Annotated in this window: 19 protein-coding genes; 3 read left to right on the top strand and 16 right to left on the bottom strand. The window is 41.7% G+C overall.

Annotated elements, in window-relative coordinates:
- Positions 1-37: 37 nt before the first annotated feature.
- The 9 genes from BUF11_RS15635 to BUF11_RS15675 form a co-directional block, all read right to left on the bottom strand.
- Positions 38-463 carry a threonine/serine exporter family protein gene (locus tag BUF11_RS15635; protein ID WP_330393899.1) on the bottom strand — a complete coding sequence of 142 codons (426 nt, stop codon included), beginning with the start codon at positions 461-463 and terminating at the stop codon, positions 38-40.
- On the bottom strand, positions 460-1,236 hold the full coding sequence (locus BUF11_RS15640; protein ID WP_073589792.1) for a threonine/serine exporter family protein: 777 nt from the start codon (positions 1,234-1,236) through the stop codon (positions 460-462). The genes BUF11_RS15635 and BUF11_RS15640 overlap by 4 nt, the downstream gene beginning before the upstream one ends.
- 310 nt (positions 1,237-1,546) lie before the next feature.
- Complete coding sequence (locus BUF11_RS15645) at positions 1,547-1,885, bottom strand: PH domain-containing protein (RefSeq protein ID WP_073589793.1); 339 nt, start codon at positions 1,883-1,885, stop codon at positions 1,547-1,549.
- A gap of 25 nt (positions 1,886-1,910) precedes the next feature.
- Complete coding sequence (locus tag BUF11_RS15650; RefSeq protein ID WP_073589794.1) at positions 1,911-2,633, bottom strand: DUF4352 domain-containing protein; 723 nt, start codon at positions 2,631-2,633, stop codon at positions 1,911-1,913.
- A gap of 79 nt (positions 2,634-2,712) precedes the next feature.
- Positions 2,713-4,230 (bottom strand): sensor histidine kinase, encoded by a 1,518-nt coding sequence (locus BUF11_RS15655; RefSeq protein ID WP_073589795.1) that lies wholly within the window; start codon positions 4,228-4,230, stop codon positions 2,713-2,715.
- Positions 4,231-4,248: 18 nt separating this feature from the next.
- Positions 4,249-4,923 (bottom strand): response regulator transcription factor, encoded by a 675-nt coding sequence (locus BUF11_RS15660; protein WP_073589947.1) that lies wholly within the window; start codon positions 4,921-4,923, stop codon positions 4,249-4,251.
- A gap of 264 nt (positions 4,924-5,187) precedes the next feature.
- On the bottom strand, positions 5,188-5,910 hold the full coding sequence (locus BUF11_RS15665; RefSeq protein WP_073589796.1) for a peptidylprolyl isomerase: 723 nt from the start codon (positions 5,908-5,910) through the stop codon (positions 5,188-5,190).
- A 96-nt stretch (positions 5,911-6,006) separates the two neighbouring features.
- The gene (locus tag BUF11_RS15670; RefSeq protein WP_073589797.1) at positions 6,007-6,657 is read right to left on the bottom strand and encodes a flavodoxin family protein; all 651 of its coding nucleotides are present in this window, start codon (positions 6,655-6,657) and stop codon (positions 6,007-6,009) included.
- 131 nt (positions 6,658-6,788) lie between these two features.
- Positions 6,789-8,492: a bifunctional lysylphosphatidylglycerol flippase/synthetase MprF gene (locus BUF11_RS15675; protein ID WP_084558696.1), complete on the bottom strand. Its 1,704-nt coding sequence runs from the start codon at positions 8,490-8,492 to the stop codon at positions 6,789-6,791.
- 222 nt (positions 8,493-8,714) lie between these two features.
- Between BUF11_RS15675 and BUF11_RS15680 the strand changes: the two genes are divergently transcribed.
- The gene (locus BUF11_RS15680; RefSeq protein WP_073589798.1) at positions 8,715-9,638 is read left to right on the top strand and encodes a phosphodiester glycosidase family protein; all 924 of its coding nucleotides are present in this window, start codon (positions 8,715-8,717) and stop codon (positions 9,636-9,638) included.
- A gap of 61 nt (positions 9,639-9,699) precedes the next feature.
- Here BUF11_RS15680 and BUF11_RS15685 read toward each other — a convergent pair whose 3' ends face one another.
- Positions 9,700-10,080, bottom strand: a complete 381-nt coding sequence (locus BUF11_RS15685; protein ID WP_073589799.1) for a DUF3783 domain-containing protein — start codon at positions 10,078-10,080, stop codon at positions 9,700-9,702.
- A 190-nt stretch (positions 10,081-10,270) separates the two neighbouring features.
- On the opposite strand from BUF11_RS15685, the gene BUF11_RS15690 reads away from it, so the two are divergent.
- Both BUF11_RS15690 and BUF11_RS15695 read left to right on the top strand, forming a co-directional pair.
- Positions 10,271-10,855 (top strand): PadR family transcriptional regulator, encoded by a 585-nt coding sequence (locus BUF11_RS15690; RefSeq protein WP_073589800.1) that lies wholly within the window; start codon positions 10,271-10,273, stop codon positions 10,853-10,855.
- Positions 10,833-11,573 (top strand): 4Fe-4S binding protein, encoded by a 741-nt coding sequence (locus BUF11_RS15695; RefSeq protein WP_073589801.1) that lies wholly within the window; start codon positions 10,833-10,835, stop codon positions 11,571-11,573. Before BUF11_RS15690 ends, BUF11_RS15695 begins: the two co-directional genes overlap by 23 nt.
- Before the next feature lie 7 nt (positions 11,574-11,580).
- Here BUF11_RS15695 and BUF11_RS15700 read toward each other — a convergent pair whose 3' ends face one another.
- The 6 genes from BUF11_RS15700 to BUF11_RS15725 form a co-directional block, all read right to left on the bottom strand.
- Positions 11,581-12,972 (bottom strand): sensor histidine kinase, encoded by a 1,392-nt coding sequence (locus BUF11_RS15700; protein WP_073589802.1) that lies wholly within the window; start codon positions 12,970-12,972, stop codon positions 11,581-11,583.
- A 4-nt stretch (positions 12,973-12,976) separates the two neighbouring features.
- A complete protein-coding gene (locus BUF11_RS15705; RefSeq protein WP_073589803.1) occupies positions 12,977-13,678 on the bottom strand; it encodes a response regulator transcription factor in 702 nt (233 codons plus the stop codon).
- Between the two features lie 159 nt (positions 13,679-13,837).
- The gene (locus tag BUF11_RS15710) at positions 13,838-14,560 is read right to left on the bottom strand and encodes a hypothetical protein (protein ID WP_073589804.1); all 723 of its coding nucleotides are present in this window, start codon (positions 14,558-14,560) and stop codon (positions 13,838-13,840) included.
- On the bottom strand, positions 14,557-17,052 hold the full coding sequence (locus tag BUF11_RS15715; RefSeq protein WP_073589805.1) for a heavy metal translocating P-type ATPase: 2,496 nt from the start codon (positions 17,050-17,052) through the stop codon (positions 14,557-14,559). The genes BUF11_RS15710 and BUF11_RS15715 overlap by 4 nt, the downstream gene beginning before the upstream one ends.
- A gap of 24 nt (positions 17,053-17,076) precedes the next feature.
- On the bottom strand, positions 17,077-17,610 hold the full coding sequence (locus tag BUF11_RS15720; protein ID WP_084558697.1) for a DUF2318 domain-containing protein: 534 nt from the start codon (positions 17,608-17,610) through the stop codon (positions 17,077-17,079).
- Positions 17,611-17,672: 62 nt separating this feature from the next.
- Positions 17,673-19,559, bottom strand: coding sequence for an urease accessory protein UreH domain-containing protein (locus tag BUF11_RS15725; RefSeq protein WP_073589806.1), 1,887 nt, complete (start codon positions 19,557-19,559; stop codon positions 17,673-17,675).
- Positions 19,560-19,624: the final 65 nt, after the last annotated feature.

Below are 19,624 nucleotides of genomic sequence, written 5' to 3' on the forward strand. Positions count from 1 at the left end.
GATACTGCCTGAATAAAAGGTGTGAAATGCTTTTTATTCACATTTTCTTCTGAAAGATACGGAATATCGTATCCATAATGAAAATAGCAAGGGCTATCATCCCCGCTATCTGAAGGGTTTCATTCATATAGTGCCCTGCCAGGGCATTATTATTTGTTATGAGATTATAAACAATGCGGTACATACCTACTCCGGGAACCAAAGGAAGAATTCCCGCAATCAAAAATAAGGTTACAGGAGCTTTTAAAAGCCTTGCAAAGCTGTGCGATATCAAGGCCACCATAAGAGCTGCAAAAAACATCCTTCCCACAATACTCAATCCCACAGGTGCTAACAGCAAATATACAAACCAGCCCACCGCACCGACAAGCCCTGCATGTACCAAAAATTTTTTCGGAACACCGATAATGACAGCAAAGGCAACGACAGCAATAAAAGCCCCCACTACCTGTATAAGCATCATAGGTTTATACCTCCTGCCATAATAGAATAAAGGGCCATTCCAATACCTATTCCTACCGCACTGGATGCGGCTAATACAAAAGATTCGATAGCCCTTGCCCCGCCTGACATATAGTCTCCCTGCAGAGTGTCTCTGATGGCATTCGTTATGGCAACTCCCGGAAGCAGTGGCATAATAGAACCGCCGATTAAAGCATCCAGTTGTATATAGTTTCCCATATAATGCAGGAAAAGCATACTGTTAAAGGCTATTAAAACAGAGGCAGACAAATTCTTTATAAAAGTATTTATATTCAATTTCATTGTCAGAATGGTGGCAAGAACGATAAAAACTCCGTTTAATCCTGCTATAATACTATTAAGCAAATCCCCGCCCAACAGGATGGTAAAGGCAGAGGACCCGATAATTGTACAGGGATAAACCAGATAGTTACTGTACTGCTTTCTGGTCTTTATACGTTTTAATTCCAGATAAGCTTCTTCCACAGAAATAATACCGGCACACAGATCTCTTGAAACGTTATTGGCTTCATATATATAGGCTATGTTAGTAACACGGTTATCCACCCTTTTAACAAGGGTAATGCCGTCAATTGCAGCATCATCAAGGCATAAAAAGATACCGGTAGGAGTTACAAAGGTTTCTGTTTTCTCAAGTCCAGAGGTCCTTAATATTCTGCTCATGGTATCTTCGACCCTATAAGTCTCAGCTCCGCTTATTAACATAATTTCTCCTGCCAGCATAGCAGTATCCGCAAGTAACTTGTAATTCATAACTTTTTAGAAGCTCCATTCTTCCTTTTAAGGTATAATGTTCACAATTTATTTTTATTATCGTCACACTTTACTCATAAATTCATCCTATAATGTATCTAGAAAGTGAAAATAAAGATTAATTTAAGACTTTCACTCTCTCCTCCCCATATTATATACTAAGCAAAATTGCCGTGAGAAGATATTTATCCGAAAGATATTTTCTCACGGCAATTCTTATTTGCTGTAATAGAAATTGCAATATTTTCTATTACAGCAATTTCTATTGCATAGATAAGGACAAGCTAAAAAGCTCGTCCTTATCTATACTTTATATTTCCATTGTATGAAGTGCTCTTCTCTTTCTTCTTGCTTCTTCGGAAGCTGTCAGTAAAAATTCCTTTATTTCCGTAGCCTTCTTTATGTGTACAATTCTAAGCTCCGGGTGAGTGGTATCTCCCGTGTAGCAGGTCAGGGAACCCAATCCATAGACTCTTTCCCAAAAGCTCTTCGTAAGCTTCACATCCTGTACTTTATACATATAAGCATCATCTACTGTAATATTTAAAAATCCGCTTGTGATCGTTATTTTTTCATCGGATATGGTGTAAGATGTAAAGGTGAGAGGCAGTCCAAATAATTTTGTCCTCTTTTTTTCTGTATAAGTCATTACTTTGCTCCTTTAAGAAATTTCATTATTCATTCAGATTAATTTCCGTATTTTGTCCGTTTAGTGAAATACTTAGAGTAAGCCCATCATTATTTATTTTCGCCGGTACATCAAATACCAGTACTGCGTCATCCGATTTACCGCCTTTTAAAGTATAATTCAAATAATTCAAATCTGTATCCAATAAGGTTACCATAGGAGAATAAGCCTTTCCATTCGCCGTATGCAGCTTGTAATCTATATGTATTTTGCCCAAATTCACCTTTACGGCTTTCTTTGTTGTGTTTGTAACCTTAAAGTTAACCACAAGAAGCTTCTTCCCGTCGGTAGGCTGTAAAGTAAAGTAATTGTCTCTCTGAGCATAAGAATCATATAGTTTAAAACCTTTGAACTTCACCTGATAACTATCATCACTTAAGATCTTGTAAAATTTCTGATACTCCATACTGCTGCCAGCTTTAGCGGAGGTACTCTCAGCTGCTGTGCTTTCAGTCTGGGCCTTGTCATCTGTCTTACTGGAATTATTGTCAGAACTTTCTTTGGTATCTGTGGTTTTATCACTGGTCTTATCTGCTATGTCCTCCGGATATACCAGTCCTTCCATATAATTATCTGTATATCTTAACACAGAACCTGCCATATATTCTGCAATAACATCACTTTGTTTATCTGTTAATCCTGTCAGCTGTGCGCAGCCCGTGAGAAGCAAACCGCATGCCAACACCAGCATTAAGAATGTTTTTTTCATCGTTCATCCTCCGTAGCAAGTATATATGGATATATAATACCACTATTTACAAAAATGGGCAACGAAAATTTTTATTTTCCTATTGAACTTTTGTATCCAGTTCAAACCAGAATTCCACCCCATTGGCATGGTTTATAACACCGCATTGCTGGTTGTGGGAATCCATAATTGCTTTTACAATGGATAGACCTATGCCGCTTCCGCCATATTCTCTTGTTCTGGCTTTATCGACTTTATAGAATTTAATCCAGATATTCTCTAAATCTTCCTCCGGTATCGGCATCCCTGTATTAAATACCACAACCCTGACAACACCGTCCTTCCTGATGAATTTTACTTCGATAATTCTGGGTCCTTCAACATGATTCAGAGCATTACTTATATAATTCGTCATCACTTCTTCTATCATATATTCATCCGCCCATACATACAGCGGTTCTGTCTGCTCGAAGTGAAGGGCAACCTTCTTCTGCTCCATTAGAATCTCCGTAGAATGAATGACTGACGTCACAAGGGCAGTCAGATCAAAACGCTCGATATTAGGCTGACTGTTGCCAAATTCAATCTGGTTTAAGGATAAGAGCTTTTTCACCATGGTATTCATCTTCTGCGCTTCGTCAACAATAACCTCACAGTAAAAATCCCTGCTGTCTTCATCATCGTTGACATTGTCCTTTAACCCTTCCGCATAGCCCTGTATCAAGGCAATAGGCGTCTTTAATTCATGGGTAACATTTGATAGGAAATCCTTTCGCATTTCATCTATCTGGACTTTATTCTCAATATCGGACAACAACTCATTATTGGCGCGTTTTAATTCAGATATGGTGCTTTCCAGCTTCTCAGACAAGGCATTTATACTGCTTCCAAGTTCTCCTATCTCATCCTGGGATTTCACATGATACTTAACATCAAAATCCAGGTAACTCATTTTTTTGGCTATACCGGCAAGCTGCAGAATCGGATTCGTAAACTTCTTGCTGATCCAAAGCATGATTAGAATGGAAATGATAACGGCACCCGTGCCAACATAGGCAAGAAACTGGTTGGCTACCTTTGCACTTTCCTTCATGCTTTCCAGGTTGGATAAAAGTATGATAAAGCTTTTATTATTAGGTTTTTCTAAGAGCTCCAGATATTTCGTATCAAGCTTTGGATCATATGCCATAAATATGTCATAATCCTCCGTTGACTTTATAAGCCTGTCTGAAGAAAACACCAGGTCTCTGATCTGGTTTATGCGGTCAACCAACGCATTAGGAGCATCTTCCAGCGAAATCCATTCATTCCGGTAAAACCACATTTTATTGATATAAATATAGGGGCTTATATTCCGCTTTTCAATATACTTTTCAAACATAACATCTATCGTACTGGTTACTTCATTTGTATCCTTTGCATTATCAATAACCTTCTTAATGTCCATATAGGTATTTTCAAGGCTTTTTGCCTTGCTTGTAATGTAATACTGTTCCAGGAATGTCCTGTTTAAGACCCAGAGGATTCCTATGGTTGCCGTTATTAATAAGGCAAGGGTAAGGGTTAACTTTATCCTGATAGAATCCTTATAAAAGAACTTTCTTGCTCTGTGCTTCATTCTATATTCAGCCTCTTTCTAGTCTACTTCAAACTTATATCCCATGCCCCATATGGTCTTAATATAGTCACCCTTAGCTCCCATTTTGCTTCTTAACTTCTTCACATGGGTATCAATGGTCCTGGCATCTCCAAAGTAGTCATAATTCCAGACATTGTTCAATATCCTCTCTCTGGATAAGGCGACACCCTGATTGGTGATAAAATAGGTCAAAAGCTCGAATTCCTTAAAGCTTAAATCAATGGATTCATTGTCAATCTTTACCATGTGGGCAGCTTTATCTAATACAATGCCTCCAACTTCTACGACTCCTTCTTCTAATACATTGGTCCTTCGAAGGATTGCTTCTACCCTGGCAACAAGTATCTTGGGACTGAAGGGTTTTGATATATACTCATCCACGCCCAGCTCAAAGCCCAACAGTTCATCCTTTTCATCACTTTTTGCAGTCAGCATAATAATAGGAACCTTGGAATACTGTCTGATTTCACGGCATACCTGCCATCCGTCCATTTTTGGCATCATAACATCCAATATAATCAGTGAGATCTCTTTGGTGTTAAAGAACATATCCACAGCCTGTTCACCATTTTCCGCCTCACATACCTCATAATTTTTCTTACTTAAAAAATCCTTTACCAGCTTTCTCATTCTGCTTTCATCATCTACAACTAAAACTTTTAATTTGTCCATCATAATCCAACCTCTTCCATGTTTTATGGTGTGTAATCTTTTATATGTATCCGAACTTTTAGTTTTATAACATGATTATAACAGATATTTATGAAAAAAGTATGTTTGGTTCTATAATAAATATTGGTGTGTGAAAAACATACTTCCAATATTTATTATAGAAACGTATGTTTTTAGCAGGAAAAGGTAAGGACTGCCCAAAAACAGGCAGTCCTTATCATTATTTCTTATTACTGCTGTTTCATTCATACAGAATGCAGCAATTTATTCTCCATATTTTGATACGGTTATCTTTTCTATCTCAACATCCGTAGCAGGTCTGCCATTCTCATCCGCCTTTGTTGCTGCAATGGAATCTAATATGTCAAGGCCTTCATAAACCTGTCCAAAAACAGTATGCGCACGGTAGAGCCAGGGAGTTCCTCCAACTTTACCATAGCCTTCTATTGCATCTTTGTTGAATTTGTTTCCAGTCTGCTGTTCCAGATTGCTTAAGGTAGCTTCATCATAGGTATCCTTATCCTGAACGATAAAGAACTGGCTTCCATTGGTATTTGCACCGCTGTTTGCCATGCAAAGAGCTCCTCTGTAAGGCTGGAGATTATCTGAAAATTCATCTTCAAATGCCCCTCCCCAGATACTGTCTCCGCCTGCACCGGTTCCGGTCGGATCTCCGCCCTGAATCATAAAGTTATCGATAATCCTGTGGAAAGTCAAACCGTTATAATATCCCTTCTCTGCATGGGTCGTAAAATTCTCCACTGCCTTGGGAGCTTCTTTTTGAAAGAACTTTACATGGATGGAACCGAATCCCTTTACAACGATTTCCGCAACGGTATCTCCTTTTTGAGGTGCTGCTAACTGGTCTTCATATCCGGATACGGCGGAACTTCCAGCGGATTTGCCGTTCTTTATTGCAAAGCCGACACCTACCGCTCCAATCAGAAGAATTAAAATAACTAGAATTGTAGCCTGATTTTTTTTCATCTCGTACTATTTCCCTTTCTTTTCTTATTGCCCTTCCCTATTATCTTTTGTAGATTTCTCTTTCTCCGAGTATGATAACACAGCTAACCCTCTGCGTCAATTTATTAGCGTAAGCTGTTTTCCGATTTCAAAGGCTTCCTGCAAATCCAACGGGAACTGTTCCTTTCTGACTTTTTCCTTTTCCTCCGCAGAAAAACGGCTGGCATCATATTTGTCATAATCTTTAAACTGATACGTATCACAGGACACTAAAATTTTTGATTCCGCTTTTAATAATCCCCCGATAATATTCTGGTTTCTCTCTGCCAGAGTCTTATATCCCAAGGCCTCATACTGCTCTTTTGGTACATTCATGGTATACACAAAGGCCGAGGGTATGCTTCTCTTAAGAAGCTCTCTTTCTCCTGCATTATAGGATAATATCGGAAAAAGCAGTCTTTCCAAAAAGGACCTTATCTCCCCTGTTACATCGGAAAAATAGAAGGGAGAACCTATTATGAGTGCATCACATTTTAGTATTTCCTCCAATACCTCTTTTAAATCGTCCTTTATTACACAAAGCCCATTGCAGCCATTGCCCTTTTTCTTACAGGCAAAACAGCTGACACAACCTGTATACTCCAGCTCATATAAATGATAGAGCTTTGTCTTGGCTCCATTTTCCTTTGCTCCTTCTAATGCCTTCTTAAGAAGCTCTGCCGTATTTCCCTTTTTTCTTGGACTTCCGTTAATTGCAATAATTTTCATCTCCTGCTCCTTTCATTCCTATAGCTGCCCTTATAGGGCGCTATTAGCCTCTTCTTCCCTGCACAAATGGAATATTTTTCTTATTCTATAATTCTTATCTCTGCCCTGTCAAGTAAATTCTTATCATTCCTTTATTGGCGGTCCAGTTTAAGCAGATTTGGCAGTATCGTCTTAAACATATTCTTTGGCATCTGTACTTTTAATATGGCATAGCCGAAATTCAAGGAAAACGGCCTTGGACTATAAGCAAGATACCTGGGCTGCCACTCCGTCGGACCGTATTTTAGCTTGGCATGGTGCAATGCCTGAAAGTCATAAGTTTTATTCATGTTTTCATAAATAAAGCCAAATATCTTTTCTGTGAAACTGGAGTTTTGCTCCCTGCATATGTTATACAAAGGAGAAAGTCCCATATTGCCCCATATTACACCTTCTCCCTTCATTACCATGAATGCATCGTAAATAATCTTCTCCAGCACCCCCTGGGGAGCATTGCTCCTTCTCCTGGTAACATCCGCAAGATATGCCTTACCTTCCATATACGGAAGAAAAACCACAAAGCCAAGCATCTCTCCCTCTGCATCAAGAGCATAGAAATATCTTCTGTCCAAAGGGTCATTTAATCCCGTTCCGCCAAGCATAAAGCCCATCTCTGCTCCGCCCTTTTGTATCAGCCATTCCTCCGTTATGGACTGCATCTGCTTTTCAATCAAGTGCTCCTTCTTTTCATGAGGCTTGTATTCAAAAACAGTTATTCCCGCTTTGTTTGCATGGTTTATGGCTGCCCTTACCTTTGCAGCCCTTCCGCCTGCAAGGTTATAATCCGCCAGATAAAAGCAGGCATCTTCTCCATATTTTACAATTCCAAACCCCGCCATTTTTAACATGGAGAAGAATTTATCCGTAATGTTGATAAACAGGATACTATAGCCGTTTTTTCTGCAAAAATCCGTAATTTCCATTAAAAATAAAAAGCCGTCCTTCTCATCACATATCATATCACCGCACACAGTAAATACATTTCCCGCCAGGTTATAGGCACAAAAGCCTTCCACATTGCCTGCAAAAAAGTATTTTTTATCATTTTCCAGAGCAAGATAAGCCATTGGATTGTCTCCGTATTTCAAAACCATCTGACGTGCCCTGTGTTTTCCCTGCTTGGCGGCAATAGGATTACATACAAGGGGCTTTAATAAAAGAAAGGCAGAGGTCATAATACATATCCAGTTAATAATAATAAGTGTATCTGCGTAAAACTTTCCCGCCTGTCCCTTAATCCCAAGACTGCTTGTATCCATTAAAACCAGCAGTTTTACCGAACTAAAAATGGCATCATATATGGAATGGATACTGCGGATATCCGCTTTCAATAAGAACAATCCGATAGCTGCATTGGTCAGTACAAGAATAAAGGAGCAAAGAATAAAGCCTATGGCTCTCCTTACTGTTATCCTGTCACTGCTTCTTGCAAAGTCTTTATAGGAAGCAAGAAGCACTATAAGTACAAATACATCAAGCAAAACAGAATGAACCGGCAGCACCTGATGCCTTGCAAGATGATAGGTAAGTCCTACGGTAAGGGCAATTATCTCAATCAGCCATGCCAGACGTACCCTTTTATAGAGCCTGTATGCCAGCAACAGCATAAGCGTACCGGAGAGGAAAGGAAGAATACCACGGGGCTGTATAAATAGCTGCGGATGTATTCCATTTATCAGATTATGCAGCCTGCCATAACCTCTTAGTGGCAATGATATAAATATATCCTTTACGGCAACAAGAATCAGCAGTATTATCGCAAAATTCTGCAATGCTTTCTTAATAAAGGCTCTCATAATTACTTACCATCCTCTTACTTTTTAGAGCAGGAACTTTCTGCCATTGTACTACCACTGGTAAGATTTTTCAAGCGGTCCGCTGCGTTTATCCCGGATATTTAACCTTATTCGCCGAATAGCAAAAAGAAATCCACAAAAAAATCACAGTTCCCTAACAGCCTGAACATAATATCCTCCTATACTAGAGGAAACAATAGCATTTTAAAAGGAGCTGCTTCTTTGCACACAGATAAAAAACACAGTAAGAAACCGATTATCATTCTAATTCCGGTAGTTCTATTGATTGCCGTATTGCTTTATATGGCTGCCAACCGCTATCTCATCCGGCATGTTAAAGTGAACAATGCTCTGGATACCGCCAATACCGGAACGGAAGATTCTGATACGGAATATACCGCAGATGACTGGAATTACAACAGTGATACTGTCACAATTAAGATCAACAAAATGACAACGGGCACAGGAAATGACACCATAACCTATTACACCGCTGATGTTACCATAAAAGATTCCTCCAGTTTAAAATCAGCCTTTGCGGACAATAAATTCGGACAAAATATTGTAGAGGATACCTCGATCATTGCAAGTACGAATAATGCTATTTTTGCAATAAATGGTGATTATTATGGTTTTCGGGATGATGGTATCATAATCCGAAACGGTAAAATCTTTCGGGATGTTCCGGCAAGGACCGGCCTTTCCTTCTATTCCGACGGCTCCATGAAGATATATGATGAAGCCACCACGACAGCCGAAGAATTGGTTAAGGAAGGTGTAACACAGACCCTGTCCTTTGGACCCGCTCTTGTAGAAAACGGTAAGGCAATAACCGGACTTGGCAAGACTGAAATTGATACAAATTTCGGCAACCATACCATCCAGGGTTCCAATCCCAGAACAGGAGTCGGTATTATAAGCCCGAATCATTATGTCTTCGTTGTTGTTGACGGGCGAAGCCGGGGTTACAGTAAGGGCATGACCCTTGACGAATTTTCAGAATTATTTGTAAGTCTTGGCTGTACAGACGCCTATAATCTGGACGGCGGCGGCTCCTCTACTATGTATTTTATGGGTAAAGTTGTAAATAGCCCCTTAGGAAAGGATAAAGAACGCGGTGTAAGTGATATTCTCTATATTGGCTGAACATAAGGAAAAATCCTAACCGAAACTATCCTGTTCTTTTTCGGCTGCCAGATTCAGAGGCTTAAGACTGTCCATTCATCCGATTGTACTCTTTCCCAAGCTCTTCATAAAGCGCCTTGGCGTTCCAAAACCGGTTTGTATCAGTGAGGACCGCCTTTAGGCATGTCTTTTGAACTCCGGCTTTTCTTAGTGCCGCTAATACCATTTCTGTTCTTCCGCCGGAAAGACCTGCCATTATCACCATCTCTCCTTCTAATTCTTCTCCGTCATAGATTTCCCTGGTTTCTGGCATATCCTTATATCCTGCCAGGTACCCTATGCTTTGACCATATTCCTTACGCTCAATTGCTTTGACCGCTATATTTAAGGGAAGAAGTGCCCTTCCGATTTTTAGTCTTTTCTCTCTTAAGGGGATATTAAACAGTAATACCTTTTCTTTCAACCTTTACCTCGTTTCTGCCTTGCCAAAGGCTTTTAGTAATATATCCAGCTTACCATATACATACAAAAAATCCAACCAGCAACAACAAACAATGTGATTAATCATTTTACTCATTTCCAACCTTGACATAACTATATCATTTTGATATAGTTATGTCATACCAATAATAACTTATAAACAGAGGGAAAAAATGGCGCAGAAAAACACAACAGCTTACATTATATTGGGCTTGCTGGCCCATGAAGACTCAAGCGGATATGATCTAAAGAAGAAGATTGATTTATCGATTTCACAATTTTGGGATGTGGGTTACGGACAGCTTTATCCTACCTTAAAGACTCTGGAAGCAGAGGGCTCTGTAACAGGTACAAAAGCCCAGTCAGAAAAAGGCCCTGACCGAATTGTATATTCCATTACAGAAACAGGTAAACAGAAATTAATAAACTGGCTGGCACAGCCTAATGAAAGTGAATATGTCAGGTATGAAATCCTCTTAAAGCTGTTTTTTGGCGGTCTTGGTAATCCAAAGGACAATATTAAAAGAATTGAAGAATTTCAGAACAGGCATACGGGCGACTTACAGCTTATCCAAACATTTAAGACCAATCTTTCGGCAGTCCTTAAAGATAATCAGGACCATCTTTATTATTACCTGACAGTCTTATTTGGTGAACACCTGTATAAGGCTTATCTGGAATGGGCAGAAGAAGCCCTTGAATTTATCCAGAAAAATATAAAACCGGAGGTAAATTATGAAACGTCAGAAAACACGTAAACTTTTGCTTTTAATCTCTTTTATGCTATTTCCCATAACCTTGTTTTATTTCTCTCCCGTTCTGATTATTCAGGGAAGCTTTTTGGGAATTGCAACAGGAAGTTTCCTGATCTTCGCTGCTTTGTTCTTTTTCTCTCTGGTCTTTGGAAGAGCCTTCTGCGGATGGATATGTCCTGCCGGAGGACTGCAGGAATGTTGTTCCCTGGTTGTAGATAAAAAAATAACCGGTAAGAACACCAATCGGATCAAATACATAATCTGGGTTCCCTGGCTTTTTACAATCATTTTGGGCTTTATTACTGCCGGCGGAATCAAAAGTGTGAACTTTTTCTATATGACGGACCATGGAATATCGGCCTCCGGCGTAACAGGATACATAGTATACCTTTTCATTATTGCTCTGATTACCGTTCTCGCACTTACTCTTGGCAAACGCGGTATGTGCCACTCCATCTGCTGGATGGCACCATTTATGATTATCGGGACGAAAATAAAGGACCGCCTTGGATATCCGTCCTTGCACCTGGAAACAGATTCTAAAAAATGCGTACAATGCGGATTATGTTCCAAGGCCTGTCCTATGAGCATAGACGTTGTTAACATGGTACAGACAAATAATATGCGGCATAACGAATGTATTCTGTGCGGAGGATGTGCCGACTGCTGTAACAAAAAAGCCATCCGTCTTACATTTGCAGGTAAGAAGAAAACTAATTAGAACACTTCTACTCTTCCTCACCTTTTGGAATGCTTACAGTAAAACAACTTCCCTGTTCTGCGTTGCTTTCTACGGATACTGTTCCTCCATGGGCTGCAACAATAGATTTTACGATCGTCAGTCCAATGCCTGCACCGCCGGTTTTACGATTGCGGGATTTATCAGTCCGGTAAAAACGTTCAAAAATGAGTGAATGTTCACTTTCCGGAATCCCGATTCCATTATCTCTTACCTTAATAATACCGGTTTTGTTTGTACCTGTTACCTCTATTTGTATACTTCCGCCTTCCGGTGTATATTTGACCGCATTTGAAAGCAGATTGGTAACTACCTGGTTCATCCTGTCTTTATCAGCCTGCACGAAGGATGAATTCCCTTCAATTGCAAACGACAGATTTTTCTTGTTGATTTCAGCGTTCATATTATTAGACACCGTATGAACTATATCTAATAAATCAAGCCGTGACTTGTTCAGCTTTAAATTTTCACCCTCGATCTTTGCCAGACGCTCCAAATCAGCAACCAGCGTACCGAGGCGCCCAATCTCATCATAACAGCTTTGCAGTCTTTCCGGCGTCACTTCCCATAATCCGTCAATCATCGCCTCCAGGTGGGAGCTTACAGCAGTTAACGGTGTTCTAAGTTCATGTGCCACATCTGTGGTCAGGCGCTTTCTTAGCTTCTCCTGCTCACTTAACGCACTTGCCAGGTGATTGATTGCAGTAACCAGATCATTCAATTCCCGTATTTTCGTTCCCCTCTCAAACCGGATGTCATAGTTACCCTCTGATATTTGCTTGGCTATATAAGCAGTCTTGGTAACAGGGCGTGAAATCCTTCTCGCCAGCAGGCATCCAACCAATACTGAAAACACGCTTGACAAAATGCCGATTATAAGCAGAACCGTATTCAAAGCCTTGATAAAGGTGAAATCCTCATCACTTAGAAAATAGGGACCGTAGTATTTAACAGAAACGGAACCTATTTTTTTCCCGTTCTGGTCAATGTCGTATGTGTGCTCGACAAAGCCTCCCACAGTTCCCATCTTCTCCATACGTGCTGAAATTTCCTCCATTATCTGACCGCAAAGTGCCATGTCATGATTCCATGCATCCCATATGGTATTCCCATCCGCATCATAGACTTTCAGAATATATCCGTCATACAAAGAGTACATGCCAATCATATGCACATAACCAAGCTGCCAATCCCGTTTGAATCCGTCATACTGCTTGCCAAGGTCGGTAACAATATTTTCGCTTCTCCTTTGCTCTGTCTTCGTGATATACTTTTCAAACTCCCAATTTATAAACCAGTTAGAAAACACACCAATCAGTCCGATAGTAACCAGCAGCGTCAATAATATGAATAACGATAACTGCGTCCTAAGCCTCCTCATTCATTTATTCACCTCCGAACTTATATCCCAAGCCGGGAATTGTCAGTATATAAACCGGATTTTTGGGGTTATCCTCCAGTTTCTTTCGAATATTCTTAACATGGCTGTCAACGGTTCTGTCGTATCCGGCAAAGTCGCTTCCCAATGCAATTTCGATTAGCTCTTCTCTGGAAAAAACCTTCCCAGGGTATTTTATAAGTGCCGACAGAATTTTTTGTTCGCTGGGTGTCAACGCTACCGGGACGCCTTTTTTCCGCACTTCATTTCTCTCAAAATCCACGAACAAATCTCCGTCCTTCCATGAGTTCCGTGCTGTCAAAGATACCTGGTCATTTTCAGTCCGGCGAAGCAAAGCCTCCACCCTCGCATACAATTCTTTCAGTCTGAAGGGCTTTGTTACATAATCATCCGCACCAAGAGAAAGCCCTTCAACCACATCATTCTCTTCTACCTTTGCAGTCAGCATGATAACAGGGATACGGGATTTCCGGCGAATATATTCACACACCTCTTCGCCTGAAATATCCGGCAGCATTAAATCCAAAATGACAAGCGCGATGTTTTCCGTATCAAATATTTTAAGAGCCTTACTGCCATTTTCAGCAGGAAACACGTGAAAACCTTTACTTTCCAGAAGGGAGGTAAGCACCTCTAATATCTTAGGTTCATCATCCACCACAAGGACATTTTTACTTTTTCTTAGCATAATAACCCTCTTTTCTTCTGTCATTTTACCACACCGCAGCCCTGATTCTCAATCTATAACTTTATATTAACTCCTTTTGTGAATATCAAATCTTTGATTTGATATTCCTGAATACGTAGTTGAAAAATTTATTTTTCAACCTAACAATCCCATCTTATATTATTGCAAATTAAAAGGCTTTAAGAATTTATAGACATCTGCCGTTTTTCCATTTTCCTCTACGGGCACCTGCGCATATGCCCAGCCTTCTACCTGTTCCGGGTTAACACCTGCTGCAATCAACGGTTCGGGATTTAAAACAAACACGATGTCTTTATCCTGGTCTTTGTCCGTAGCAGTATTGACTGCCATGTCCTTCGCCCACTCAAACATGTTTCCACCACCTAACTTTACGCCGTAATGGTCAAGGGCTGTATGGTAGTTGATAGAGCTGCGGTACTTCTTAACAATCTGCTCATATGCCGCTAAGGGTGTGGGGTTACCCTGGTAGGTCATCTCGTCACTGCCAAGCTTTATGCCCACCATCAGCATCCCTTCATATGCCGCATAGTTTTCCGGCAGCTTGCTGACATCAAGCCCTGCATTAACAAAAGGGGCTGCATCAAATTCCAGCATAACATCATGAAGGGGACTCTTACTGTAATCTTCACTCCAGATGAACCGCACACTGCCGTCCGGCGCTTCAAGGGACCAGCCTGCATTCATCTCATCGGCTTTCACCTTATCAGGGATGGTGTTCAGCACCTTTTCAAAGGATGTAATGGATTCCTTCCCAACCACATCCAAATTACCGCTCACCACTTTCAGAACGACAATCACTATCACAGCGACTGCAATAACCGCCGCTCCTATTCCTATGATTACTTTTTTATTCTTTTTCATGCTGCACTCCCCTTATCCTGTTTTGTAGTTGGTTTAAATCTTTTTAACCTTAACGCATTTGTCAGTACGGAAACCGAACTAAGGCTCATAGCTGCCGCCGCAAAAATCGGATTAAGCAGCGGTCCATTAAAGAGCAGGTGTAAAAGCCCTGCTGCTATGGGTATTCCGACTACATTGTACCCAAAGGCCCAAAAGAGGTTCTGTTTGATGTTGCGGATTGTCCGCTTGCTAAGATTGATGGCTGTTGGCACATCCATAAGGTCGGAGCGCATCAATACAATATCAGCTGATTCCATCGCCACATCCGTACCGGAGCCGATAGCAATACCAATATCAGCCTGCGCCAGTGCAGGGGCATCATTGATTCCGTCACCTACCATAGCCACCTTGCGGCCTTCGGTTTGCAGTTTCTTTACTTCATTAGACTTATCCTGGGGCAGTACCTCGGAAAGCACCCTGTCAATACCTACCTGTTTGGCAATTGCAGTAGCTGTCTTTTTGTTGTCACCAGTAATCATGGCCACTTCAATGCCCATCTTATGCAGGCTGTCAATAGCAGCATGGCTGGATTCCTTCACCACATCGGCTACCGCCACAATACCGGCCAGTTTGCCCTCCAGTGCCACATACATCGGTGTTTTTCCTTCTTCGGCCAGCCGGTCTGCGGCTTCCTCCATTCCTTTAAGGGATATACTGTATTCCTCCATCAGCTTACGGTTTCCCGCAAGGACGGTCTGATTATTAATCTCTGTCACAATACCGCGTCCTGTAAGAGACTCAAAGCGCTCTGCGTTAAACAGCTTCATCCCCATATCTTCTGCACTATGGACAATCGCCTGACCCAGAGGATGCTCTGAACCCTTCTCAGCTGATGCTGTAAGCTGTAACAGTTCTTCTTCTCCCATTCCATTTACCGCAAGCACATCCGTTACGGACGGCTTGCCTTCGGTTATGGTACCGGTCTTATCAAACACAATGGTATTGATTTTATGCGCTGTCTCCAGTGCTTCTCCGCCTTTTATAAGAATGCCGTTTTCTGCACCCTTGCCGGTACTAACCATAATGGCGGTCGGTGTTGCAAGTCCCAGAGCACAGGGGCAGGCAATAACAAGCACCGAAATGAATATGGTGAGTGCCAGCTTAATATCACCGCCTGTTCCAAAAAACCACGCAATTCCTGCTAAAAGTGCAATGATACAAACTACAGGAACAAAGTAACCGGAAACAATATCTGCCATTTGCGCAATAGGAGCTTTGGAACCCTGTGCATCCTCCACCAGCTTAATAATTTGTGCCAATGCGGTATCACTGCCAATCTTTTCAGCCCTGAACCGGACATTTCCCGTTGTGTTTAGAGAAGCGGCATAAACTGCATCACCTGCTTTCTTATCCACCGGCATACTCTCACCCGTCAGCATGGATTCATCGATTGCGGTATGACCATCCAGTACTGTACCGTCCACAGGTATTTTCGCACCGGGCTTTACCACAATAACATCACCGATTTCCACTTCATCAATGGGAATTTCTTTCTCTATACCCTCTTCCACAATAATTGCTGTTTTAGGCGCAAGTCCCATAAGCTTCTTGATTGCTTCGCTGGTTCTGCCCTTAGATACAGCCTCCAGGGATTTACCCAGAAGAATCAATGTGATGATGACACCTGCTGTTTCAAAATAAAGTGATTCAACGGCCTTAAAATCCCCCCCTGCAATCTGGAATAGATTGAAAAGGCTGTATATGACAGCTGCTGTGGTTCCGATGGCAATAAGGGAATCCATGTTCGGACTTCGCCTGATAAGCGATTTATACCCAATAGTGTAGAATTTATAACCTACGCCAATGACCGGAATAACCAGCAGCAGCTCAATCAATGCATAAATCAGAGGATACTGCATCGGGTTAAGCCCTGCCGGAAAAGGAAGCCGCACAAACTTAAGCATCGGTACCATTGCAATGTACAAAAGCGGCAGGGAGAACACAGCAGAAACAATGAATTTCGTCCAGAGGGTTTTGATTTCCCGCTGCTTACGGACACGGTCCTCATCCGATGCGTTCACCTTATTGATTTCCAGGGCTTTGTATCCGGCCTTTTCAATGGATTCCTTTATAGCTGAAATCCGCAGTTTCTGCGGTTCATACGTGACCGTGGCCTTTTCAGTCGCAAAATTCACCGATACGCTTGCTACACCCTCTAATTTCTTAATGGCCTTTTCGACCCGCTGGGCACAGGCCGCACAGGTCATGCCCCCAATCGGAATGGTCACACTGGCATTATCCGTTTTTTCCACAACCTCATACCCGATTTTCTCCACTGCTTCCTTAATAGCCGGGAGTTGTAAGCTATCGCTGTCGTATTCTACAAACAGCTTTTCACTTGCCAGATTTACGGTCGCCTGGCTGATTCCTGAAAGCTTTTGCACTGTTTTTTCGATTCTCTGCGCGCAGGCCGCACAGGTCATACCTCGTATGCTAAGAACCTGACTATCCATATATGATTCACCTCTCTGTTTTCTTTAATATTCTGTTTTCCAATCGGCAAATATCTGCCTGGATTCTTTCAGAAAATCCTTGGAAATCGTAATAGATTCCTCTGTCACAGTCTTATCTTTGTCAAAAATGGGCCAGGGATTACAGCTGCCTGCCTCAACCTCAACACGGTCCATAGAGAAACGGTTACCGCAGTTCTGGCATACCAAAACGTCACCTTCCTGCTTATAATATCCCCTGCCTGAATCATAGCATACCTCGCAGGTGTTAAATGCCGTACGAATTGTTCCATCAGGTGCTTTAACCGCAACAACCTCCATTTTGGTGCCATCTACCGTGACAGGATAAAATTTTGCCGTACTTGAAATTTCACTGACAGGAATAACAAGATCCTGTGCTGTATTTCCCGTGCCTGAATTACGGGTTGCCAATGCAACCACCACAATTATTATTACAAGGATAGCTGACGATATGGCAGCAGGAATGACCCACTTTTTCCTTTTGGGTATATGCTTTCTGCTACTGTTTTTATTATTTTGTGGTTGTGGTTTCTGCACCATTTTTAATAACCTCCTGTATATAATTTTACTTTATATATTCAAAATAACTGCTGTTTTGCCTGCTAATGGCAGGACGCACCGCTTCCTGCCGGCTGAAAAGTCTCAGGCGGCCATATTTGAGTCTTAAATTTTTGCACTTCTGCCTTAACTGCATCCACATCCACGCTGCCAGGAGAATCTACAACCTTCACGTATCCATAGAAGGCATTGTCACCGGTAGAAAAATCAAAACTTTCAGTGGGGATAAAATAGAGTGGATTCTCCCCTTTTTCAAGTTGAAGCTGTGTTTGAAAATAAGGAACAAGAAGCTGTATCCCCTCCTGGTCAGAAGAATTATCAATGATATTCCATTCTGCGTTCAAGCCGGATTTAACTACCATAACAGCAGCTTTGAAACCGTCATCCGTCAATTCAATGGTAACCTGCTGAACATTATCCCCATTTTGATTCTTAATTTCCTTTGCAATTGCCACTGCATCCGTCGGGATAGCATAGCCTGCAGGTATCGGTTCCGCCGATAAATCTTCCTCTTCCAGGTCATCCGGGACAGAATTATCTTCACCGGAACCCGCAGCATTTGCTGTATCTTTCACATCACCAGCCTCTACCACGTTAATAGAGCCGCGAATCATACCCATCCAGCAGGTATATTGGACTTTTCCTGTTTTCGTGGGGGTGAATTCAATTACATTCTCACCCGTTTTGAAAGAATACTCAATACCATACTCCCGAATGAGCATCCGGTTGTTACAACCGTTAATACTGCCCTTGGGTGCATCTATAGTCCACTTCACCGGTGTCCCTGCCTGAACTTCAATATTAGGATATCTGCCCGAAGAAAGAGTACTGTTGACAATTTGCACACCATTCTCAATTTTTACCGGACTGCCCCCATCTTTTACAGCCTCCCCGCCATTTTGGGACAGGACAGAAAGATGAAAGCCTGACAGGCTCCAGCCCTGTGAAAACATTGACAGACCAAGGACTACCACTAACACCGCACCGGCTGTCATAACCCTATGTGCGAATTTTTTTCCAAGTGCTGCTGAGAATACTCCAAGTCCGAACATCAGCGGCACGGTTCCAAGGCTGAAAAGAAACATGGAAAATGCACCCGCAAACGGGTTCCCGGTGGACAGCGCATAAATTTGCATAGCCTGCAAGGGACCGCATGGCATTAATCCGTTGAGTAAGCCGACAATCAGCGGACTCTTGCTATTTGCCTTTTTCTTATAGACTTTACTGGCAAAAATTCTGGGCATTCTTGGATTGAACTTACGAAGCCAAGGAGCGATACCCAGCATGTTAATACCCATGACAACCATAAATACACCGGCTATCAGCTTGAGTATCCCTTGCAGCGTATTGGAAAAAGTAATCACGGAGCCAAGAGCACCAACAATAAAGCCTACTGCGGTGTAGGAAATAACCCGTCCAAGATTATAAAGGAATGCCGGTCTGAAGGCAGAAAAACGGCTCTTCTTCTCATCCCCTCCCTCTCCGTATGGAATACATTGGGAAAGATTGATTCCACCGCACATGGCCACACAGTGTACTGAAGTAACCAGACCGATTACAAACAGCATTCCATAGCCCATATTGACATCAGCAAGCTTACTGGGTACCAAAAGATTCAGAATGCCAAAGTGCTGTAAGATCATATAAAAAGAAGCAATAATAATCAAAATCTCGATAATACGGTTTAAATCCGACTCTTGCCCCTCATTTTCAGGCAGCACTTTATAGTCCAGACTTTCAATAATCTGGGCTATATTTTTCAATAAAATAATATCCGTATCATAAGTAATGACAGCGGTTCCTGCATTGTAACTCACCTCTGCCATTTCAATTCCGGCCGTATTGCGAAGCTTTTTCTCGATTTTATTTTGACAGCTTACGCAGGTCATTCCGCCGATGCGCAGCTTCTTAGTTTTTGTACCGGCTCCCATCCTACATCTCCTTTCGTTTTCTGAATCCAAGAATAGCAAATTGATTTGTAGAAGTTATGGAGATG

The organism is Anaerocolumna xylanovorans DSM 12503, from assembly GCF_900143645.1.
GTDB lineage: Bacteria > Bacillota > Clostridia > Lachnospirales > Lachnospiraceae > Anaerocolumna > Anaerocolumna xylanovorans.